Source organism: Streptomyces sp. CC0208 (assembly GCF_003443735.1).
GTDB classification, from domain to species: domain Bacteria; phylum Actinomycetota; class Actinomycetes; order Streptomycetales; family Streptomycetaceae; genus Streptomyces; species Streptomyces sviceus.
This window is the reverse complement of record NZ_CP031969.1, coordinates 3166889-3189308: the sequence shown is the minus strand read 5'-3', so window position 1 is coordinate 3189308 and position 22420 is coordinate 3166889. Positions and strand designations below refer to the sequence as shown.

At 70.4% G+C, this 22420-nt stretch carries 19 protein-coding genes; 11 read left to right on the top strand and 8 right to left on the bottom strand.

Annotated elements, in window-relative coordinates; genetic code table 11:
- Positions 1-35: 35 nt before the first annotated feature.
- From D1369_RS14325 to D1369_RS14285, 10 genes are all read left to right on the top strand, one after another.
- The gene (locus D1369_RS14325; RefSeq protein ID WP_007384426.1) at positions 36-908 is read left to right on the top strand and encodes an LLM class flavin-dependent oxidoreductase; all 873 of its coding nucleotides are present in this window, start codon (positions 36-38) and stop codon (positions 906-908) included.
- 177 nt (positions 909-1085) lie between these two features.
- Positions 1086-1877 carry a methyltransferase domain-containing protein gene (locus D1369_RS14320; protein WP_007384427.1) on the top strand — a complete coding sequence of 264 codons (792 nt, stop codon included), beginning with the start codon at positions 1086-1088 and terminating at the stop codon, positions 1875-1877.
- A 683-nt stretch (positions 1878-2560) separates the two neighbouring features.
- Positions 2561-3334 carry an isoprenyl transferase gene (locus D1369_RS14315; protein WP_007384428.1) on the top strand — a complete coding sequence of 258 codons (774 nt, stop codon included), beginning with the start codon at positions 2561-2563 and terminating at the stop codon, positions 3332-3334.
- A 324-nt stretch (positions 3335-3658) separates the two neighbouring features.
- Positions 3659-4984, top strand: coding sequence for a PhoH family protein (locus tag D1369_RS14310; RefSeq protein WP_007384429.1), 1326 nt, complete (start codon positions 3659-3661; stop codon positions 4982-4984).
- 412 nt (positions 4985-5396) lie between these two features.
- Positions 5397-6083 carry a transglycosylase SLT domain-containing protein gene (locus D1369_RS14305; RefSeq protein ID WP_205574471.1) on the top strand — a complete coding sequence of 229 codons (687 nt, stop codon included), beginning with the start codon at positions 5397-5399 and terminating at the stop codon, positions 6081-6083.
- 26 nt (positions 6084-6109) lie between these two features.
- Positions 6110-6244 (top strand): hypothetical protein, encoded by a 135-nt coding sequence (locus D1369_RS44525; protein WP_007384431.1) that lies wholly within the window; start codon positions 6110-6112, stop codon positions 6242-6244.
- Between the two features lie 133 nt (positions 6245-6377).
- Positions 6378-7727, top strand: coding sequence for an AI-2E family transporter (locus D1369_RS14300; protein WP_118082474.1), 1350 nt, complete (start codon positions 6378-6380; stop codon positions 7725-7727).
- Positions 7728-7881: 154 nt separating this feature from the next.
- Entirely contained in the window at positions 7882-8700 is an 819-nt protein-coding gene (locus D1369_RS14295) for a hypothetical protein (RefSeq protein WP_037901308.1), read from the top strand.
- Between the two features lie 42 nt (positions 8701-8742).
- Positions 8743-9153: a roadblock/LC7 domain-containing protein gene (locus D1369_RS14290; RefSeq protein WP_007384434.1), complete on the top strand. Its 411-nt coding sequence runs from the start codon at positions 8743-8745 to the stop codon at positions 9151-9153.
- Between the two features lie 4 nt (positions 9154-9157).
- Positions 9158-9586, top strand: coding sequence for a hypothetical protein (locus D1369_RS14285; RefSeq protein ID WP_007384435.1), 429 nt, complete (start codon positions 9158-9160; stop codon positions 9584-9586).
- A 22-nt stretch (positions 9587-9608) separates the two neighbouring features.
- On the opposite strand, the gene D1369_RS14280 is transcribed toward D1369_RS14285, so the two are convergent.
- From D1369_RS14280 to D1369_RS14260, 5 genes are all read right to left on the bottom strand, one after another.
- Entirely contained in the window at positions 9609-11972 is a 2364-nt protein-coding gene (locus D1369_RS14280; RefSeq protein ID WP_037901309.1) for an FtsX-like permease family protein, read from the bottom strand.
- Complete coding sequence (locus tag D1369_RS14275) at positions 11969-12655, bottom strand: ABC transporter ATP-binding protein (RefSeq protein ID WP_007384437.1); 687 nt, start codon at positions 12653-12655, stop codon at positions 11969-11971. The genes D1369_RS14280 and D1369_RS14275 overlap by 4 nt, the downstream gene beginning before the upstream one ends.
- Positions 12652-13173: a PadR family transcriptional regulator gene (locus D1369_RS14270; RefSeq protein ID WP_007384438.1), complete on the bottom strand. Its 522-nt coding sequence runs from the start codon at positions 13171-13173 to the stop codon at positions 12652-12654. The genes D1369_RS14275 and D1369_RS14270 overlap by 4 nt, the downstream gene beginning before the upstream one ends.
- 117 nt (positions 13174-13290) lie before the next feature.
- Complete coding sequence (locus tag D1369_RS14265) at positions 13291-13545, bottom strand: hypothetical protein (RefSeq protein WP_037901311.1); 255 nt, start codon at positions 13543-13545, stop codon at positions 13291-13293.
- On the bottom strand, positions 13542-14444 hold the full coding sequence (locus tag D1369_RS14260; protein ID WP_037901314.1) for an SPFH domain-containing protein: 903 nt from the start codon (positions 14442-14444) through the stop codon (positions 13542-13544). The genes D1369_RS14265 and D1369_RS14260 overlap by 4 nt, the downstream gene beginning before the upstream one ends.
- Positions 14445-14694: 250 nt before the next feature.
- Between D1369_RS14260 and D1369_RS14255 the strand changes: the two genes are divergently transcribed.
- The gene (locus tag D1369_RS14255) at positions 14695-17040 is read left to right on the top strand and encodes a transglycosylase domain-containing protein (RefSeq protein WP_007384441.1); all 2346 of its coding nucleotides are present in this window, start codon (positions 14695-14697) and stop codon (positions 17038-17040) included.
- 49 nt (positions 17041-17089) lie between these two features.
- On the opposite strand, the gene D1369_RS14250 is transcribed toward D1369_RS14255, so the two are convergent.
- The 3 genes from D1369_RS14250 to D1369_RS14240 all read right to left on the bottom strand — a co-directional run bounded on the left by D1369_RS14250 (position 17090) and on the right by D1369_RS14240 (position 21677).
- On the bottom strand, positions 17090-19213 hold the full coding sequence (locus tag D1369_RS14250) for a SpoIIE family protein phosphatase (protein ID WP_118082473.1): 2124 nt from the start codon (positions 19211-19213) through the stop codon (positions 17090-17092).
- A gap of 295 nt (positions 19214-19508) precedes the next feature.
- Positions 19509-20201, bottom strand: a complete 693-nt coding sequence (locus D1369_RS14245; RefSeq protein WP_050789752.1) for a DUF402 domain-containing protein — start codon at positions 20199-20201, stop codon at positions 19509-19511.
- A 72-nt stretch (positions 20202-20273) separates the two neighbouring features.
- On the bottom strand, positions 20274-21677 hold the full coding sequence (locus D1369_RS14240) for a class II fumarate hydratase (protein WP_007384445.1): 1404 nt from the start codon (positions 21675-21677) through the stop codon (positions 20274-20276).
- Between the last annotated feature and the right edge of the window lie 743 nt (positions 21678-22420).

Here is a 22420-nt window from a genome sequence, read left to right as displayed (position 1 = left end):
TGTCCCGTGTCTCCCCCCTGGGTAGGAAGGGCGGCATGACCGCACTCGGCGCTGTGTTCCGTCCCCAACTCCCTCCCGAGCGGCTGCGGGCCCTCGCCCGGCTCGCCGACGAGACGGGGCTCGAAGAGCTCTGGCTGTGGGAGGACTGCTTCCGGGAGGGCGGGATCTCCACCGCCGCTGCCGCCCTCGCGTGGACCGAGCGGGTACGGATCGGCGTCGGTCTGCTCCCCGTCCCGCTGCGGAACGTCGCCATCACCGCGATGGAGGCGGCCACCCTGCACCGGATGTTCCCGGGACGGGCGGTCCTCGCCGTCGGCCACGGTGTGCAGGACTGGATGGGGCAGGTGGGAGCGCGCGCGGAGTCGCCCCTCACCCTGCTGCGTGAGCATCTCCTCGCGCTGCGGGCCCTGTTGGCAGGAGAGCGCGTCTCCACGCGAGGGCGGTACGTCTCGCTGGACGACGTCGCCCTCGACTGGCCGCCCGACGGCCCCGTGGAGGTGCTCACCGGGGCCACCGGCCCCCGCACCCTCCGCCTGACCGGCGAGGCCGCCGACGGCACGGTGCTCACGGCCGGCACCCCGCCCGAGGGCGTCCGCCGGGCCCGCGGGCTCATCGACGAGGGGCGGCAAAAGGCGGGCCGTACGGATCCGCACCGGGTCGTCGTCTACCTCCTCACCGCCACCGGACCCGACGCGACCGCCCGGCTGCGCGCCGAACTCACCGACGAGGGCTTCGCCGACGTCCCCGACCTCGGGGTCGCCGGGGACGCGGATGCCGTCGCCAAGGCCGTCCAGCGGCTCGTCGACGCCGGCGCCGACACGGTCGTCCTCCAGCCGACGGCCGACGAACCCGACCCGGAGGGCTTCGTACGGTTCGTCGCGCAGGACGTCCGGCCGCTGGTGCCATGAGGAGCGACCGGAGTACGGCGCTCGGAGTACGGCGCCCCGAGCGCGGGAGGACGGGAGGACGGGAGGACGGAATCGAGCAGTACCGAAATCTCCCGGTGCCGAAATCTCGCGGCGGCGAAACCTTGCGGCGGCGAAATTGAGCGGCGCCCACCCCCTCCCTCCTGCCACGATCACCCCATGACCCCCCGACCCACCCGCACTTTCGAGGACCTCGTCGCCGAGGGCGCCGCCGTGCCCACCGAAGGGTGGGACTTCTCGTGGTTCGAGGGGCGGGCCACCGAGGCGCGGCCCTCGTGGGGGTACGCGCGCGCCCTGGCCGGACGGCTGGCCGCTGCCGCCGCCTCGCTCGACATTCAGACCGGCGGTGGCGAGGTCATGGACTTCGCCCTCGGGCAGGGGGTCAAGACACCCGTGCTCGCCGCGGCCACCGAGGGCTGGCCGCCGAACACCGCCAAGGCCACCGCCCTGCTGCGGCCGCGCGGCGTCGTGGTCGTCGCCGCACCGGAGGACGCGCCGCTGCCCTTCGCCGACGACACCTTCGACCTGGTCAGCAGCCGACACCCGGTCAACCCCCAGTGGGCGGAGATCGCCCGCGTGCTCCAGCCCGGCGGCACCTACTTCGCCCAGCATGTCGGCCCGCGCAGCGTCTTCGAGCTCGTCGAGCACTTCCTCGGCCCGCAGCCCGCGGCGCAGAGCGCGGACCGCCACCCCGACCGCGAACGCGCCGCCGCCGAGGCCGCCGGACTGGAGATCGTCGACCTGCGTGCCGAGCGGCTGCGGATCGAGTTCCACGACATCGCCGCCGTCGTGCACTTCATGCGGAAGGTGGTGTGGATGGTGCCGGGTTTCACCGTGGCGGAGTACGAGCCCCGACTGCGGTCCCTGCACGAGCGGATCGAGGCCGAGGGGCCCTTCGTCGCCCACAGCAGCCGCCATCTCTTCGAGGCCCGCAAGCCGTCTGCGCACTGACCGCCCGTCCACTGGCGCCCCCAGATGCCTGCAAAGCGGACAATGGGTCCATCGATGGCCGACCTGCCCCGCATATCCATGGTCTTCACGGGGTTTCCACATCGTTATCCCAGGCGGCTCGCGTCAGGACCCCGGCTGACGTAAATTCAAGGAGAGGCAATTCGCGTCAGCAAAGCTGCGCGGTGGCACCGCGCAGAGGAGGGGGCTGCGCGGTGCCACGCCCACTTCCCGGCGTCAAAGAAACGTTCCGACCCGGAGTCACCCACGCGGGCGATGCCCCACGCCCCCATGATTCCGCCGCGATTCGGCCACGAAACCCCCATGAACAGGGCTTCGACCGGCCACCGCGCCGTCGCCGTCCGACTCCGGAGAGTAGTTGTGGCACGCCGATGCACGCGCCAGCCCTCACGAAGGGTTATGGTGGAAACCCCCCCTCGGGCCGGTCCGTCTCCCCCCCACGGACCGGCCCGTTTTTTTGTGCGCCGAGACGCGCATGACAGGCGCGGCCGGGGTACCCAGCAGGGCGCGGGGCACAGGCCGACGGACGCTCCGCCGCAGGGGCGCGACCGGTCCCCGACGGCCCGCGGTCGCCCAGGCGCCAGAAGGCCCCGCGCAGTTGGCGCCCGGAAGCCCCGGTACGCTCTAGCCGCGGGGACCGCCATCTCAAAGGGGCTGACTTTCACGTGAACCTGCGCGACAAGCTGCGCGGCCTGCTCGTCAGGCTCTACGCACGCCGGGTGGAAGGCCACCTGGACCACGCCCAGGTGCCCAAGCACATCGGGGTCATCGTGGACGGCAGCCGGCGCTGGGCGAAGGCCGCCGGTTCCACCCCCGTGGACGGCCACCGTGCCGGCGCGGAGAAGATCGAGGAGTTCCTCGGCTGGTGCAGCGAGACGGACGTCGAGGTCGTCACCCTCTGGCTGCTGTCGACGGACAACTTCAACCGCCCGCCGGAGGAGCTCGGCCCCCTCCTCGGCATCATCGAGGACGTCGTGCGCACCCTCGCCGCCGACGGCCGCTGGCGGGTCCACCACGTCGGCACCCCGGACCTGCTGCCCGCCCCGATGCAGACGGCGCTGAAGGAGGCGGAGGAGTCCACCGCCCACGTCGACGGAATACTCGTCAACGTCGCCATCGGCTACGGCGGCCGCCAGGAGATCGCCGACGCCGTACGGTCGATGCTGCTTGACGCGCACGACAAGGGCACCTCGATGGAGGAGCTCGCCGAGGCCGTCGACATCGACATGATCGGCCGCCACCTCTACACCGGCGACCAGCCCGACCCCGATCTCGTGATCCGGACCAGCGGCGAGCAGCGGCTGTCCGGATTCATGCTGTGGCAGACCGCCCACTCGGAGTACTACTTCTGCGAGGTCTTCTGGCCGGCCTTCCGCAAGGTCGACTTCCTGCGCGCGCTGCGCGACTACGCGGCCCGCCACCGCCGCTACGGCGGCTGACAGACGCTTCACAGAGAGTGCTCGACTACCCCGTTCGCGACAGAAGTAACTAGGAGTTCACCGGGTCGCCGTCGTACGCGTCGGCATGGCACCGCATGTTCGAGGGCATAAGCCAGTCAGGTCGATGCCCGAACCACGGGTGTCGGATCTCAGCGGGCGGCACGGGGCCGTCCGCCCGGGAGGCCCTTTGCACCAGCCTTGCCGTGCGGTCACAGCACGGGAGAAGCAGTGGAGGGCCGGTTCCCGGCCCGTGCAAACGGGCCGTCGACCGGTCCAGCTCCACTCCGTCGCTCCCCGACCTCTTCCGAGGGGGTACGTCCTTCCGTGGTGACCAGCGCAAAGCGCCACAAGCCAGACCGGCGCACTTATGTCCTCGACACCAGTGTTCTGCTGTCGGACCCCAACGCCCTGAGCCGCTTCGACGAGCACGAGGTCGTGCTTCCCATCGTCGTGGTGACGGAACTGGAGGCCAAGCGGCACCATCCCGAACTCGGCTACTTCGCCCGGCAGGCCCTGCGCCTGCTCGACGACTTCCGGGTCCGGCACGGCCGTCTCGACGCGCCCATCCCGATCGGGGACCTGGGCGGAACCGTTCGTGTCGAGCTCAACCACTCGGACCCCAGCGTGCTGCCCAGCGGCTACCGCCTGGGGGACAACGACTCCCGCATCCTCGCGGTCGCCCGCAACCTGCAGGCCGAGGGGTACGACGTCACCGTCGTCTCGAAGGACCTCCCGCTCAGGATCAAGGCGTCCTCGGTCGGGCTCCTCGCCGAGGAGTACCGCGCCGAACTCGCCATCACGGGCTCCTCCGGCTGGACCGGAATGTCCGAACTGACCCTGCCCGGCGAGCAGGTGGACATCCTCTTCGACGAAGGCCATGTCTACGTCCCCGAGGTCTCCGACCTGCCCGTGCACACAGGGCTGACCATCCACTCCGAGCGCGGCAAGGCGCTCGGCCGGGTCTCGCCCGAGGGCAACGTCCGGCTGGTGCGCGGCGACCGGGAGGCGTTCGGCATCAAGGGCCGCAGCGCGGAGCAGCGCATCGCGCTGGACATCCTCCTGGACCCGGACATCGGGATCGTGTCCATGGGCGGCCGGGCCGGCACCGGCAAGTCGGCGCTCGCGTTGTGCGCCGGTCTGGAGGCGGTCCTGGAGCGCCGCCAGCACAAGAAGGTGATGGTCTTCCGGCCGCTGTACGCGGTGGGCGGGCAGGAACTCGGCTATCTGCCGGGCTCCGAGTCCGAGAAGATGGGCCCCTGGGCGCAGGCGGTCTTCGACACGCTGTCCGCGGTCACCAGCCGCGAGGTCATCGAGGAGGTCACCGCGCGCGGCATGCTGGAGGTCCTGCCGCTCACGCACATCCGCGGCCGCTCGCTCCACGACGCGTTCGTGATCGTGGACGAGGCGCAGTCCCTGGAACGGAATGTCCTTCTCACCGTTCTGTCCCGGATCGGCGCGAATTCACGGGTCGTTCTGACCCATGACGTGGCCCAGCGGGACAATCTGCGGGTCGGTCGCTACGACGGTGTGGTCGCCGTGGTGGAGAAGCTGAAGGGACACCCCCTCTTCGCCCACGTCACGCTGACGAGGTCCGAGAGGTCCCAGATCGCGGCCCTTGTGACCGAAATGCTGGAGGACGTCCAGATCTAAGGCAATACGGGGTAACCCGCAGCGAGTTGGCGCCGTCCGGAAAGGCCAAGAGCCTAGCCGGGCGGCGCCTTCGCGTGTCGAGGTTTCTCGAAATCGCTGGGGCCAAACGGGATGTGAGCTTTCACACGCAACTCAGAATTGCCACCCGGCGTCCGGTTACGGCAGAGTCTCGGTTCTGTCAGGCCCCGCATACGGCACACCTGTACCCCCAGCGGTACGGCACCACAGCAACACCACGACCAACTCCATAACGTCCGTCGTATGCCGCCCGCGCACCACGCGGCGCTCCCCGCAAGGGAGTTGCCCACCGGGCCCGCGCCTCCCGTGACCCCGTTAGTTGGGAGGCCAGTGTCTAGGGGCACGATTGCGTCCGCCAGGGTCACCGAAGCGGGCGATGCTGGAAGGAAACCGTGTGAGCCCGATTTCGGTCCGGGGATTCGCAGTGGCGTCAGCCACCGCGGTCACCGCTGTCGGAAGCGTTGTCGGAGTTGCCTCCGGCAGTGTCGCGCAGCCGAACGACGCCGAGGCGAAGGCAGCCGACACGACGACGCTCCTGGCGGACATCCCCGCGGGTGAGCAGGCTCAGGTGCAGACCGCGTCCCTCACGCAGCAGGCCGACTACCAGGCCATCGCCGCGGACGCGAGCGCCAAGAAGATCGCGGAGGAGTCGGCCCGCAAGGCCGCCGCCAAGTCCGCGATCGAGAAGAAGGAGGCCGCCGAGCAGGCGGCCAAGGAAGCCAAGGAGCGCGCCGAGGCCAAGGAGAAGGCCAGCAGGAGCTCCTCCAGCTTCCCGGTGCAGAGCTCGTACACCGTCGCGCAGATCCAGGCGATGGCTTCCTCGATGGTGCCGAGCGGGCAGTTCCAGTGCTTCAGCAACATCGTGGACCACGAGTCCAGCTGGAACTACCGGGCCGTCAACGCCTCCTCCGGTGCCTACGGTCTCTTCCAGGCCCTGCCGGGCTCCAAGATGTCGTCGGTCGGCGCCGACTGGCAGACCAACCCGGCCACCCAGATCAAGTGGGGCCTCAACTACATGGACAGCCGGTACGGCAGCCCCTGCGAGGCCTGGTCGTTCTGGCAGGCCAACCACTGGTACTGAGCCGGGTCTCCGCACGTCGACTCGCCGTGGCCTCGGCCACGGCGATCGCCCCTGTCGGTGCCGTCATGGGAGTCGCCCAGGCGGGCACCGCACAGAGCGCCGACGACGCGACACTCCTCGCGGATCCACCCGAGGGCCGGCAGGCCCACGGCAACGAGTGATCACGGATCGCCCCGGCCGCTCAACCCCCCAGAGCTCCTCCCCGTCCTAGGGGGAGGGGCTTTTGCCCTGTACGGTCGGACCGGACGACTCCAGGGGTGAGTGGTGAGGAGAGACGGGGGAAGAGGACGGATCATGTCGCGAGTGCCAGGGTGGATCGGCCGGTTCGGTGCCCGGCTGACCGATGTGGGAGAGCGGTTGGACGAGCGCCGCGCCGAGGTGGCCCGCGAGGAGACCGAGGCCGACGCCGCCGAGCCGCCTGAGCGCAAGCGGAGCAAGCCGTCACGCGCCGCCTCCCGCCCGCCCGTCGTGCTGGTGCCCCGCCCCGACCCGGCGCAGGCCGTGCCGTGGGGCGTACGGGTGGCCGCCGAGGCCGGCTGGCGGCTCCTGGTCCTCGCGGGCACCGTCTGGGTGCTGATGCGGGTCATCAGCTCCGTGCAGCTCGTCGTCTTCGCCTTCGTCGTCGCCCTGCTCATCACCGCGCTGCTCCAGCCGACGGTGGCCCGTCTGATGCGGCACGGCGTCCCGCGCGGCCCCGCCACGGCTCTCACCGCGATCCTCGGCTTCGTCATCATCGGGCTGATGGGCTGGTTCGTGACCTGGCAGGTCATGGAGAACATCGACGACCTCTCCGACCAGATCCAGAGCGGCATCGACGACCTGCGCAACTGGCTGCTGAAGAGCCCCTTCCATGTCACCGACAAGCAGATCAACCAGATCGCCAAGAACCTGCGCGAGGCGGTCGGCGCCAACACCGACCAGATCACCTCGGCGGGCCTGGAGGGCGTCCAGGTCGTCGTGGAAGCCCTCACCGGCATACTGCTGACCTTCTTCTCCACCCTTTTCCTGCTCTACGACGGCCGGCGCATCTGGAACTGGACGCTGAAGCTGGTCCCCGCGGCCGCCCGTCCGGCCGTGGCCGGCGCGGGCCCGCGCGCCTGGCACACCCTGACCGCCTACGTCCGCGGCACGGTCCTGGTGGCCCTCATCGACGCCGTCTTCATCGGCATCGGCATCTACTTCCTCGACGTCCCCATGGCCGTCCCGCTGGCCGTCTTCATCTTCCTGTTCTCGTTCATCCCACTGGTGGGCGCGGTCGCCTCCGGCGCGCTGGCGGTCCTCGTCGCGCTGGTGACCCAGGGCGTGTTCACGGCGGTGATGACCCTCGCGGTGGTCCTCGCCGTCCAGCAGATCGAGGGCCACATCCTCCAGCCGTTCATCCTCGGCCGCGCGGTACGCGTCCACCCGCTCGCGGTCGTCCTCACGGTCGCGACGGGCGGCATGGTGGCCGGCATCGGCGGCGCGGTGGTGGCCGTACCGCTGGTGGCGGTGACGAACACGGTGGTGAGCTACCTCAAGAGGTACGCCGAGGAACAGTCGGCGCCGCCCGAGCCCGAGGACGAGGTCGTCACGGCCGAGGAGGGACCGGCGCGGGAACAAGAGCCTCCGAACCCTGAAAAACCTGCCGCGGATTCGGTCAATTGAGCGCCGAACACAGTGATTTGAGCGGTCCGTAGGCTCAACTTCCGTCAACTGACGGCAGGTAGGAAACTCGCCCCCGGAATATGCGCCCCGGCTGATACACCTTCCCTCCTCAGCGCTACGCGTCAGGCGTGTGTGCGAAACCGCGGGGGGTGCGATGTCGGGCCACGAACACCTGGCTCAGGCCCTGGCCGCGTGCGGGCGTGACGGCTTCACCGGAGAGCTGCGCATCACCGGGACACCGGGCGGCATCTTCCACTTCGGGGACGGCCGGGTGGTCGCCGTGGAGTCGCCCGGCGCCCCGGGTCCCGAGGCGCTGCTCCTGCGCTCGGGGCGGGTCAGCGGCGAGCAGTGGGCCGGGCTGGTGCGGGAGTCGGGCGGTGCGCGCTGGCCGGCCACCGCGCTCATCGCGCACGGCTACGCGGGGGCCGCGCAGCTCAGGGTGGTGTGCGCGCTGGCCCTGCACGACGCCGCCTTCGCGATGGCCGCGGGCCGGGTGGAGGAGTGCGAACGCCACGCCACCGCGGAGCCGTTCGCGCAGGTCCCGCTGGGTGAGCCGCCCCTGCGGCTGCTCCAGGACGCGCTCCGCAGACTCGCCGCACTCGCCGCCCTGCCGCACCCCGTGCACCCCGACCGGGAACGCCCCGTGCGCTCCGGCACGGACAGCGGGTCCGGGGCCCTGCGGAGCGAGTTGCTCACGCATGCCGACGGCCGCAGCACCGCCCGCGACCTCGCCTTCCGGGTCGGACGCGGCGTCTACACCGTGTCCGTCGAGGTGGCGCGCATGCTCGACGAGGGGCTCCTGGTGTGCGCGGGACCGCCTCCGCCTGTCGCGGTCCGCTCGCTCCCCGAGGGCGACGAACTGCGGCCCCGCAGGCCCCCGCCCGTGGAGCAGCCCCCGGCCCCGGCGCGAACCGATCTGCCCCGCCGAAAACCCGGCAACTTCTTCCGACTCCGAAACGGGACACCGACATGAAAAAGCCGATCAGACGCGATCAGAATCAGGGGAGTTGACTCTATGGATCACCAAGCTCTGGCGCTCGAAATGCGCGGTCTGCGCGAACAGGTCACCGGAATCACGGACACCGCGTTGGCCGCCGCGGACGGGCTGCTCATCGCCGCGGACACCGCCGACTCGATCGACCCGGAGGGGCTCGCCGCGCTCGCCGCGGCCGGCCTCGGCCTCGCCCGGCGCACCGCGCAGGCGTCCGCCCGCGGCACGCTGCGCCGGACCGTGACGTACGGCAGCCACGGCTGCGCCGCCTTCTACGCGGTCGGCGACACCGCCCTGATGGTCGTGCTCGGCGACGAGGGCATGGACGTGGACCACCTGCACCGGGCGACCCAGCCGACCCTGAACCGGATCGGTTCGATCCTCACCGACAAGGCGACCGGGAAAGCACCGGAAAAGGCATCAGAGGGAGTCTGAAGGGATGGCGACGAAGCGTATGACCGCGAGTTTCTCCGACCAGGTGATGGGCCTGGTCAAGTCCCTTCGCACCGAGGCTCCCGACTGCGTCGCGTCCGGTGTGGTCGACATGGCCACCGGCATGCTGCTGTCCTACGAGACGGTCGAGAACCACCCGCCGGAGGTCCTGGACCTCCTGGCGGGGGCGACGCTCGACCTGTTCCAGGGCCGTACGGTCGTGATGATCGAGGACGTCTTCAAGGAGCGTCGCGGGATGGCCGGCGACAACCACTTCTTCCAGGAGATCCTGGTCAACAGCGAGAACCTCACGCACCTGTTCGTGCGGATGAACGAACAGCAGGACGTCGTGGCCGTGGTGGTGTGCCGTAAATCGGTCAACGTCGGCATGCTGTTCGCCCAGGTCCGGCGGGTGGTGAAGGAGTACAGCCTCTGAGCGGACGCCCGGCTGCGGGCGGCTACTCCGTCCGCAGCCCGTCCGGCCGCATCAGCCTCAGCAGCGGCGGAAGGCTCAGCAGGGTCACCACGAGGACGACCCCGGCCCCCACACCGGTCATCGACAGCACACTCGGCCAGTCCACCCGGACCGCGGTGTCCGTCATCCTCAGCAGGACCACGCCCAGCGTCAGTCCCACCACCGAGGCCAGCAGCAGCCCGAGCGTGATCGGGATCGCCGTCTGCCACAGCACCGACAGACTCAGGGTGCGCCGCCGGGTGCCGAAGGCGACCAGTGCCGACAGCAGCTTCCTGCGCTCCCGCAACTGCTCCAGCTGGGAGACCAGCAGGCTCGCCCCGATCAGCGCCAGCACACAGGCGGCGCCCACGAACAGGCCGGTGCGGATGGAGGAGTAGCGGTCGTTGCTCTCGGTGGACACCCAGGTCATGGGCTCCTCGTACGGGTTGATCCGGGCGGCCGTGTTGCGGACGTAGTCGCGCGCGTCCGGCAGCGAGTCGTCCACCCGCACATAGATCTCTCCGCGCACCCCCGCCGCGGCCTGTGCCGGGAAGGCACCCGGGGTGAGCAGGATTCCGCCGCGCCGGTAGCCCGTCGGGTCGGCGATGGACTCCGCCTGCTTGACGGCCTTCGGGACCGTCCAGACGACCGAGGTCTGCTTCTCCGCGGCCTCGGAGGTGTCGAAGTAGAGCTTCTGGCCGGGCCGGGCCGTCACGTTCGACTCGTCGTCGGTGGCCTGCCTGTCGCTGTCGCTCTCGCCCGCCCCCGGCGCGACATGCGAGACGAAGACGTCACCGTCGCGGCACGAGGGCAGCTTGGCCACCTCACGCAGGGACGTGCAGTCGGCGACGGTCACCCGGGCCCAGCTCGCGTCTTCACCCGTGCCGTCGTTGACGAAGCCCTCGTTGAACGCGTACACCTGCCGGACGCCCTTGGTCGCGGCCAGTTCCTCCGCGGTCGCCGCGAGCGTCTTCCCCTTCGGGACGGTCACCTGCATCTGCGCCCGCGAGATGTCGTAGCCGGTGTCCTTCGTGTAGTCGCTCTCGGTGCCCGCGAACAGCATCTGCAGCGCGATCGCCCCGGCCACCGCGACCGCGATGCCGTTGACCATCCGGGCCGCCGTGCCGCTGCTCAACTGGAGCCTGCGCACGGCCAGTTGCCAGGACACCGCGCCCGCGCCCAGCCGGGCCACGACCGCCTCGACGATCCACGGCAGCAGCGCGGTCACACCGACCAGCAGCAGGATGACACCGCCGCTGACGAGGTACTGGTTGAAGTCGCCGCCGTCCCGGCCCTGTCCGACCATCGGGTACAGCATCCCGAGCCCGGCCAGCGGCAGCAGCAGCCGCCACCACAGTCTGCGTCGCGCGGGCTTCGCCGTACGCACCACGCCGAGCGGCTCGATCACCACGCCCCGCAGGGCGAGCAGCGTCACCAGCACGGCCGCCGCGGGCACCGCGACCGCGACCAGCAGGGCCAGCAGCGGCGAGGGGTTGAGATAGCTCGGGAACACGCTCTGCCCGAACACCTCGACGGAGCCCGCCACTTCGCGGCCGATCAGGAAGAACCCGGTGCCGAGGACGAGGCCGAGCACCGAGCCCGCCAACGCCTCGCCGGCGGCTATCCGCCGGGTCGAGCGGCCGTCGGCGCCCACCAGCCTGAGGGCCGCGAGTCGCCGGTCGCGCCGCTCGCCGCCGAAGCGCGCGGCCGCGGTGATGAACACGGCGACCGGCATCAGCAGCACCACGAAGACGACCAGGACCAGCAGCACCAGCACCGGGTCGGAGTCCGACTCGGTGGGGTTCGGGTTGCCGTACTTGTCGATCCGGCTGATCCCGGCGCCGTTGATGTCCTGGGCGGCGAGCCCCTTGGCCCCGCGGTAGAAGGCGAGTTCGTGGGAGCCGATCAGCCCGCTCTCGGCGATCGTCCCGGCGATCCGGTTCGGCAGCCGCTCCCGCAACAGCCTGCCGTCCTCGGATTCCAGCAGTTTCTTCAGCGCGGGGGAGACGACCATCTCGCCGACCGCGGGGAACTTCGCGACCCCGGGCGGCAGGGGCGCCTTCGGCCCCTCGGGCTCCAGGTCCCGGCCGCGGATGTCGGTGTCCCGGAAGGTGGTCGACGCGTTGCCCGACAGCAGGGTGTTGTCGGCCTTCTTCATGTCTTGCCCGTAGTTGATGTCCGAGCGGGCGTCACCCCGCTCGTGCCGTACCGCCAGTGCGTTCGGCAGCGCGGTGGTCAGCAGCAGCAACGCCACCCCGAGCCCGACCCCGACCGCGGTCAGCAGCGCCCGGACCCACCCCTCGCGCCCGCCCGCGAAGGCGAACCGAACCCCCATGGAGAGGTCTCTCCACCACTGCCTCACGCTCATACGACCCGCTCCATGTCCCGGGACTTCCCGTCCCGTACGACGATCTCGCGGTCGGAGTAGGCGGCGACCCGTGCCTCGTGCGTGACGAGGACGACGGCCGCGTTGGTGGACCGGGCGGCCTCGGTGAGCAGTTCCATGACCCGCTCGCCGTTGAGGGAGTCGAGGGCGCCGGTCGGCTCGTCGGCGAAGAGCACGCGCGGGTTGGTCACCAGCGACCGGGCCACGGCCACCCGCTGCCCCTGACCGCCGGAGACCTCGCCGGGCCGTTTCTTCCTCAGGTCGTCGACCTCCAGGCGCTCCATCCAGCCCAGGGCCGTCTTCTCGGCCTCCTTGCGGGAGGTGCCGTTCAGCCGCAGCGGCAGCGCCACGTTCTCCACACAGGTCAGCTCGGGGACGAGCTGCCCGAACTGGAAGACGAAGCCGAACTCGGAGCGCCGCAGAGCGCTGCGCTCGGAGTCGTTCATCGTGGCCATCTCCCGGCCGTTGTACAGGATCGAGCCCGAGTCGGGCGGGACGATCCCGGCGAGACAGTGCAGCAGGGTCGACTTGCCGGACCCGGAGGGGCCCATCACGGCGACGACCTCACCGGGGTGGATGGAGAACTCGGCGCCGTCGAGCGCGACGGTCGGACCGTAGGTCTTGCGCAGCGCGTCGGCGACGAGAAGGGAACCGGCCGGGGTCACTTGACCACCTCCGCGAGCTTGTCGAGACGCGCGGCGGTCAGCTCCAGCCAGCGCAGGTCGGCTTCGAGATGGAACAGGGCGTGGTCGCAGATCAGCTGGTCGGCGAGGTCGCCCTTGCGCTTGCGGTCCGTGAGGATGCGCATCATCCGCAGATGCTCGGCGCGCTGGTTGTCGAGGATGTCGCCGGCGTCCCGGTGCGTGAGCAGCGCGAGGACGACCTTGGTGTACAGCGTGGACTGGAGATACGGCTCGGGCTTCTCGGGCGTCGCGAGCCACCGCTGTACGTCGGTGATCCCGGCGTCCGTGATGGCGTACCGCTTGCGCTCGGGGCCGCCGCCGGGCTCGATCCCGTCGACTTCGACGAGCCCGTTCTTCAGCAGCCGCGACATCGTCGAGTAGACCTGGCCGTAGTGCAGCGGCCGGTCGTGACCGAACTTCTCGTCGAAGGCCCGCTTGAGGTCGTAACCGTGGCGGGGCCCGGACTCCAGGAGCCCTAGGAGGGTGTGACCGATGGACATGGAGAGGACTGTACATGCGGTGTATACCCCGCATGTATACGCGGAGTGTGTAGGTGGAGGTCAGGGGGCGAGCAGCCGCAGGTGGGGGCCGATTGTCACGGTTCTGCTACGCGCGCTCTAGGTGTCCCGAGCGTCGCCGGTGTCCTTGGGCGGCCGACCCCGGCGCGGCAGCGGCCCGGTGTCCCCGGGCAGCCGGCCGGCGTCCTTGAGGGCCCTGCGCAACACGAACTCGATCTGCGCGTTGGCCGACCGCAGCTCGTCCCCGGCCCACCGCGCCAGCGCCTCGTACACCAGCGGGTCCAGCCTCAGCAGCACCTGCTTGCGCTGCTGAGGCCGCCGCTCGGGGGAGCCCCCCTCGAAAGGTGCCGTCACTGGTAGAGCGTCCCGGTGTTGAGGACCGGCTGCGGGGCGCGGTCGCCGCACAGCACCACCATCAGGTTGGACACCATCGCCGCCTTGCGCTCCTCGTCCAGCTCCACGATGTCCCGCTCGGTGATCCGGGCGAGCGCCTCCTCGACCATCCCGACCGCGCCCTCCACGATCTGCCGCCGGGCCGCGACGACCGCGCCGGCCTGCTGCCGCTGGAGCATCGCCGAGGCGATCTCCGGCGCGTAGGCGAGGTGGGTGAAGCGGGACTCGATGATCTGCACGCCGGCCGACTCCACGCGCGCGTGCAACTCGGTGGCGAGCTTCTGGGTGATCTCGTCGGCGTTGCCGCGCAGGGAGAGCCCGTCCTCCTCGTGGGCGTCGTAGGGGTACTCGATGGCGATGTGGCGTACCGCCGTCTCGGTCTGGGTGGCGACGAACTTCACGAAGTTGTCCACCTCGAAGGTGGCCTGCGCGGTGTCCTCGACCTTCCACACCACGACCGCGGCCAGTTCGATCGGGTTGCCGTAGGCGTCGTTGACCTTGAGGACGGCGGTCTCGTGGTTGCGGACCCGGGTGGAGACCTTGGTCCGGGAGGTGAAGGGGTTCACCCAGCGCAGACCGTCCTGGCGGATGGTGCCCTTGTAGCGTCCGAAGAGCTGGACGACCCGGGCCTCGCCCGGTGCGACCGTGTTCAGGCCGCGCAGCGAGATGAGCGCGACGATCAGCACGAGGACCCCGCCGACGGCGAACCCGGGGCTCTCCCCGCTCGCGGCGAACAGGAAGACGGCGAGCAGCAGCCCGACCAGGCCCAGCAGCAGCGCGAGCGCGCCGCCGATGCTGTGCGCGGCGAACTCCCGCACGCGCGGGGCGGGCATGTCGGGTACCGAGTCGTCTGTGGACATAGGGGTCCCCCATCGTTTCGACCTCATCGAGCAGCTAGCGCTGCGCTAACTAAGTGATATCACTTTACCCCGTCGCGGCAACCTTGACGCCCCCTCGGAGGTCTGGTTCCGAGGAGGCGGGTGCTGATTCTCACGCCCGTCGGAGGCCGGATCGAGGGCCCTGTGTCATATAGACCGGTGTTAGCTTTCTGAGCTGACCTGTGCCACGAACCTGAGTGGCCGCCGATGAGGAAGCGGAGCGAGTCGACCCATGGGACGAGCGGAAGAGAGAAGAGCACGTCAGCGCGGTGGCCGCCGCGCGGCGCCGCCCACGCGCTCGTCCGGGACGCCGAGCGAGGGCCTCGCGACCGGCGGCAGGGCCGCGGCACGCAAGGCCGCCGCGCGCGGCAAAAAGGGCACGAAGAACGGTAAGAGCGGCATACGCCGGCTCTTCACCTGGAAGAAGATCCTCGGCACCTTCCTCGGCCTCTGCCTGCTCGGCATCGGCGCCTTCATCGTGCTGTACCTGGTGACGCCGATCCCCTCGGCGAACGCGGACGCCAAGCGCCAGAGCAACATCTACGAGTACAGCGACGGCTCGGTCATGGCCCGTGAGGGCGACACCAACCGCGAGATCGTCGACCTCTCCGAGGTGCCCAAGCCGGTGCAGCGCACCTTCGTGGCGGCGGAGAACAAGACCTTCTACACGGATGCGGGAGTCGACTTCAAGGGCATCGCCCGCGGACTCTTCAACACACTCTCCGGCAAGGGCAAACAGGGTGGCTCCACCATCACCCAGCAGTACGTCAAGAACTACTACCTCGACCAGGACCAGACCGTCACGCGCAAGCTGAAGGAACTGGTCATCTCGCTGAAGGTGGACCGCGAGACACCCAAGGACGACATCCTCGCGGGCTACATCAACACCAGCTACTACGGCCGCGGCGCCTACGGCATCCAGGCCGCCGCGCAGGACTACTACCGCGTCGACGCCGGCAAGCTCAGCGTCGAGCAGGGCGCCTATCTCGCCGCGCTGCTCCAGGCCCCGAGCCAGTACGACTGGGCGGTCGCCAGCAAGACCGGCAAGGAACTGGTGACGGCCCGCTGGAACTACGTCCTGGACAACATGGTCAAGCAGGGCTGGCTGGACAAGAGCAAGCGGGACAAGATGACGTTCCCGTTCCCCAAGGAGCCCAAGGTCGCTCCGGGGATGGAGGGGCAGAAGGGCTACTTCATCAAGCTCGCCAAACAGCAGCTGGAGAAGCAGCTGGTGGCCAAGGAAGGCATCACCCAGGACCAGGCGGAGGCCCGGGTCGAGAACTCGGGGTGGACCATCACCCTGAACATCGACAAGAAGAAGCAGGCCCAGCTGGAGAAGGCGGTCAAGACCCAGCTGACCAGCCAGCTGGACCCGAAGAAGCGTTCGGTGGACAGGAACGTGCAGGCCGGCGCCGCCTCCGTCGACCCCAAAACGGGGAAGATCGTCGCCCTGTACGGCGGCACCGACTACACCAAGCACTACATCAGCAACGCCAACCGCACCGACTACCAGCCCGCCTCGACCTTCAAGCCGGTCATCCTCGCCGCCGCCCTGGAGAACGCCTCCGAGACGCAGGGCGGCAAGGCGATCGGCGCCAACACGATCTACGACGGCACCAGCAAGCGCCAGGTCGTGGACAGCAACGGCAACAAGGTCGGCTTCGGCCCCGAGAACGAGGACGACGCTAACTACGGCAAGGTCACCGTGCAGACGGCGATGAACAAGTCCATCAACTCCGTCTTCGCGCAGATGGGCGTCGACGTCGGCATGGACAAGGTGCTGGAGACCGCCACCAAGCTCGGCATGGACACCGGCAAGCTGAGGCCGCTGCCCGCGTACACCCTGGGCACGATGGGTGCGAGCCCGATCCAGATGGCCGGTGTGTACGCCACCCTCGACAACCACGGCAAGCAGGTCACTCCGAGCATCATCAAGTCGGCGGAGCAGGGTGGCACCGAGTTCCAGATGCCCGACCCGATCGGCGAGCAGGTGATCAGCCGCGAGGCCGCCGACACGGTGACCTCGGTGCTGACCGGCGTGGTCGACGACGGTACGGCCAAGAAGTCCGTCCAGCAGAACCCGGCCCGCGACGGCCGCAAGGTCGCCGGCAAGACGGGTACCTCCGACGACAACAAGTCCGCCTGGTTCACCGGCTACACCCCGGACCTGGTCACGTCGGTCGGTCTGTTCGGTGAGGACCACAAGACCCACGGGCAGAGCAAGCTGTACAACACGGCCGGCCTCGACCGCGTCAACGGTGGTGGCTTCCCGGCGGAGATCTGGGCGGCGTACACCTTCGGCGTCGCCGGCAAGAACACCAAGTTCGACCTGGACACCGACCAGGGCGCCGCGGTCCAGCCGACCTGGACACCGACGCCCTCGGCGACCCCGTCCGAGACGCCCTCGGAGACGCCTTCGGAGACGCCGTCGGAAACTCCCTCCGAGACGCCCTCGGAGACTCCGTCGGAAACCCCGTCACAGTCGCCGTCGCAGAGCGCGCCGACCGGTCAGCAGAGCACTCCGGTCGCGCCCTCGACCTCACCGCTGAACCCGTTCGACCCGAACGGCGACCAGTAGCCAAAAAAGAGAGGGCGCCCGGTGATCACCGGGCGCCCTCTCTCGTTTCCTAGCCCCTGTTGAGCTCGAACCACACCACCTTGCCGGTGCTCAGCCGAGTGGCCCCCCACCGCCGGGCGAGCCGGTTGACGAGATACAACCCCCGGCCACCCTCGTCCGTCGCCCGAGCCTGCCTCAGACGCGGCAACTGCGGCACGTCGTCCCCGACCTCGCAGCGCAGCACATCGGTCCGCAGCAGCCGAAGCGTCACCGGCCGCGTCGCGTACCGCACGGCGTTCGTCACGACCTCACTGACCAGCAGCTCGACGGAGTCGGTCAGATCCTCCATGTCCCAACGGGACAGCGCCCGCCGCGCCAGCCGCCGCGCACGGCCCGGTGCCGCGTCCTCCGGCTCCAGGAACCAGTACGCCACATCGCTCGGCGCGATCCCGTCGAAGCGGGCCGCGAGCAGCGCGATGTCGTCGTCCCGGTCGCCGGGACCGAGCATGTCGAGCACCTCGTCGCACAGAGCCTCCAGCGGCGGCGGATGATCCGGCCCGGTCAGCTGAGCGGTCGCGGCGAGCTTCTCCCGCAGCTGCTCTATCCCGGTCCAGACGTCCCGCAGCCGTGACTCGACGAGCCCGTCGGTGTACAGCAGCAGCGTCGCCCCGGCCGGCGCGTCCAGTTCCACGGCCTCGAAGTCCACGCCTCCGACACCGATCGGCGCGCCCGGCGGCACCCGCAGCACCTCGGCCCGGCCGCCCAGGTGCAGCAGCACCGGCGGCGGATGGCCCGCGTTGGCGATGGTGATCCGGTGCGAGACCGGGTCGTAGACGGCGTACAGGCAGGTCGCCATACGGTCCGTACCGAGCCGCTGGGCCTGCTCGTCGAGGTGGTGCAGCACCTCCTGCGGGGGCAGGTCGAGCCCGGCCAGCGTCTGGGCCGTGGTCCGCAGCTGGCCCATGATCGCCGCCGACGTCATGGAGTGCCCCATCACGTCACCCACGACCAGCGCGACCCGGCTGCCGGGCAGCGGGATCGCGTCGTACCAGTCACCGCCCACCCGGGCCGTCTCGGCGGCCGGCAGATAGCGCGAGGCCAGCCGTACGCCGGTGGGCCGAGGGAGCGTCTCGGGCAGCATGGTGCGCTGCAGCTCGTCGGCGATGTACGCCTCACGGCCGTACAGGACCGCCTTGTCGATGCCCAGCGCGCTGTGCGTGGCGAGCTGGGCGGCCACGAGCAGGTCGTCCGGGTCGAAGGGGACGCGGTCGGGGCGGCGCAGGAACAGGGCGGCGCCGATGACCCGGCGCCGACCGCGCAGCGGGGCGAGGATCGCCCGGCGGCCCGACGGCACGGCGAACTCACATCCCTCGCCGAGCAGTTCCGGCAGCGCGGCGTGGGCCGCGGGCGTGTCCGTGAAGACCGGCCGCACCCCGCGCAGCACCTCGGCGAGCGCGCTGCCGGGCTGCACCTCGCACAGTTCGGTGCCGAGCGTGTCCAGTTCGGTCGGGTTCTCCGGCACCGGCACCGGCAGGATGCCGTCCTCCAGGTCCCGCTCCTGCTGCGGGATGCGGTCGGTGCGCCGCAGCCGGAGCATGAGGGGGCCGGTGGGCCGCTCGTCACCGACGGGCAGCGGATCGCGCAGATAGACGAGGATCGCGTCCGAGAAGGTCGGCACGGTCGCCCGGCACAGGCCCATCACGATCTCGTCCAGGTCGATACCGCGGGCGATCCGGCGGGTCGCTGCGCCCACGAAGCGCAGCCGGTCACCGTCGCGCCGCATGGGCGTGGGCCGGCCCGGGGGAAGTCCCTGGCCGGTACGGCGTTCGTCGCCGCTCTGGGGCGGCCGCTCGTCCTCGCCGCCCGGCTGGACCGGGACCCCGTCGGTGACGGGCCGCGGGCGGTGCGTGTCCGGCTCCGCTGCGGCCGGCTGGGAGTGCTCGGGGCCGGTACCGGCCGGGTTCATGCCCATGTCCTTGTGGTTGCCGGTCCTCCCGGTCGTGCTGTTGCTGCTCTGGACGACGGGTGCCGCCTCCGGCGCGGGATCACCGGAGCGGGCCTGGACGGGTAAAGCGGTCGGCGCCTCGAAGCCCTGGGCGGGCGGTGGCGCCGGGGAACGCAGGAGCGCCCCGCGGGGGTCCGTGGGGTCGACGCCCGGCTGGGGGCGTTCGAAGGAGGTCGGGTGCTCCGTCACGCGTGTCGAATCCGTCCGTCCGGGGCTGCACGCCGTACGCGCAGTTGGTCCCGCCGAAATCCCGATACCCGGAATGCGTGTCCCAGGAACGGAATTCCCGCGTGGTCAGGGGCTGTTCCTGCGTTTTTGGTCAACCTTCCGCCGCCGGTACCGGTGTGGCCCTCGTACCCCACGCTCACGTCCTGCCGCCCCTCGGTGACGATCGGTCAAGCACAGTGCCCGCTCCGGTAGTTGTCGCTGCGCGCTCTTGCGGAGGACGATCCTACGTTTGCAGCCCGGGGGCGCATCAAGGGTCTCATGAGGACAAGTGCGCGGGCGTACGGTCCCAGTCTTCCGGAAGGAGCGGCACAGTCCAGGACGGATCGGGCCGCCAGTCGGGCCAGTCGTCCGAGAACGGCGGGCCCCAGGCGCGGATCACCTCCACTGCGGAACGACCCGCCGACCGGACCTGTTCGGCCAGGTCCGGGCCCATCAGGCCGTCCCGCTGGGCCTGCGCGAACTCGTCCTCGTCCCGCCACTGCCAACCGCGGTCCGGATCCACGGTGATGTCCAGGAAGTGGTCCTCGGAATCCACACCCCCGGCCCAACGCGTCAGCGGCTCCTCGAGGTTCACGTACCAGTTCTTGAACCGCCAGCCCGGCTCCCAGAACAGCCACACCGACCACGGCAGCCCCGGCCGCGCCAGCTTCAGTACCCCGGTGCCGAACCAGCGGTCCCGCCGGACCGAACGCGGCTTGGTGTAACGGGACTCCAGCGGCTCGGCGTGCACCGGCGTGCCGTCGGCCAGCACCGGTCTCACACACTCGGTGCCCGGTGCCAGCCACACGGCGAGCAGGTCCTCGTCGTCGCGTACGACCGTGACGGGGCGGGCGATGTGGAAGTGCGCGCCCGCGTTCTCCCGGTAGCGCCACAGGATCTGACTCCCGGGCTCCCAGAAGTGCGCCGACGTACCTGCTTCCACCGCTCTCACCGCTCCACCGTCTGCCATGAACAGATATTAGGTGCCATGGGCATACGACGCTGCGGCGCGTGTCACGGTTCACGCCGGCGCCGGGAAAGGTTACGGCCGTGTCATCCGCAGGACATCCAGCGCCTCGTCGAGTTGTTCGGCCGTCAGGTCGCCGCGCTCCACGTAACCGTTCTCCTGCACGACCTCGCGGATCGTCTTCCGTTCCGCGAGCGCCTTCTTGGCGACCTTCGCGGCCTCCTCGTACCCGATGTACTTGTTGAGCGGGGTGACCACGGAGGGCGAGGACTCGGCGTACTCCCGGGCCCGTTCGCGGTGGGCGACGATGCCGTCGACGGTCCGGTCGGCGAGCAGCCGGGAGACGTTGGCGAGCAGCCGGACCGACTCCAGGACGTTCTTCGCGATGACCGGCAGCATGACGTTGAGCTCGAAGTTGCCGGCCGCACCGGCGGTCGCGACGGTGGCGTCGTTGCCGATGACCTGGGCCGCGACCATCAGCACGGCCTCGGGGATCACCGGGTTGACCTTGCCGGGCATGATCGAGGAGCCGGGCTGGAGGTCGGGGAGCGAGATCTCGGCGAGCCCCGTCCTGGGTCCGGAGGACATCCACCGCAGATCGTTGGAGATCTTCGTCAGCCCGACCGCGATGGTCCTGAGCTGCCCGCTGGTCTCCACGATCCCGTCCCGGGCGCCCTGCGCCTCGAAGTGGTCCCGCGCCTCGGTGAGGGGCAGCCCGGTGGTGCGGGCGACCTCCTCGATGACGGCGGCGGAGAAACCGGGCGGGGTGTTGATGCCGGTGCCGACCGCGGTACCGCCCAGCGGAAGCTCGGCGAGTCGGGGCAGCGAGGCCTCGAGCCGTTCGACGCCGTAGCGGATCTGTGCCGCGTACCCGCCGAACTCCTGCCCCAGGGTCACCGGGGTGGCGTCCATGAGATGGGTCCGCCCGGACTTCACGACGTCGGCGAACTCCTCGGACTTGCGGGTGAGGGCGGCGGCGAGGTGCTGGAGCGCCGGGATCAGGTCCCGGGTGACGGCGGCGGTGGCGGCGATGTGGATGGAGGAGGGGAAGACGTCGTTGGACGACTGGGAGGCGTTGACGTGGTCGTTGGGGTGCACGTCACGGCCGAGCCGCTCGGTCGCCAGGGTCGCGATGACCTCGTTGGTGTTCATGTTGGACGAGGTGCCGGACCCGGTCTGGAACACGTCGATGGGGAAGTGCTCGTCCCAGTCGCCCCGGGCCACCTCGTCGGCCGCCTCCTGGATGGCCTCGGCGATGTCCTTGTCGAGCACGTTCAGCCGCGCGTTCACCTTCGCGGCCGCCCCCTTGATCCGGGCCAGCGCCTCGATGTGCGCCCGCTCGATCCGCTGCCCGGAGATGGGGAAGTTCTCCACGGCCCGCTGGGTCTGGGCCCGCCACCTGGCGTCCACCGGGACCCGGACCTCACCCATGGAGTCGTGCTCGATCCGGAACGCCTGTTCCTGCTGCTCGTCGGCCACTGCCGATCACCTCCGTGTTGGTCAGCGTCTGCCCCTGTGGCACCTATTCCTGCCGCGTACGCCGGCCCGGAAACCGCTGTGGATCTTCCTGGTGCACCCTCGCCGCCCAGGACCAGCCGCCGCCGACATCGGCGCCTCGCTGCAGGTGCCCGCGATGACGGCACCGATGCCGTGGGCGGAGCGCCTGACGAATGCCGGTCCGGCCGGCCTGGAGAGGTGTCGCTGGTCGGGAGGGGGGTGTGGGCGGTCTCCCGGTCAGGCCCGGCGGGTTGCCGGGCGGTAGCGGGCCAGCTGGATCGGCCTGGGGTGTGCGGAGGCCGGGAGGGGACTGTGGGCGGTCTCCGGGGCTGGCTGATGGGTCGCTGGCCAGTAGCGCGTCAGCCGGACGGGCCTGGGGTGTTGGGGGTCGGGAGGGGGCGTGGCCGGTCTCCCGACAGACGCGGTGGGTCACCGGGCGGGTAGGGGTCAGGCGGACCGGCCTGGGGGTTCGGCCGGCCGCTCGGTCGGCGTGCCGGTGTGGTTGCTCCGGGGCTGTTGGAGGTCGGGAGCGGGGTGTCGGGACTCACCGGGACTGGTCAGCCTGGCGCCGCGCACGCGTGCCGGTGCGGATGCCCGGGTTGCCCGCGTTCCCACCCCTCGGTTCGTGCGGCGGGTGTCACCGCGTGGCGCGCCGCCCTGGCGCACGGCCCGGCAGTCGCTGGGGTGGGGACGGGTAGGGGCGGCGGGGGCGAACCCCATCCCCG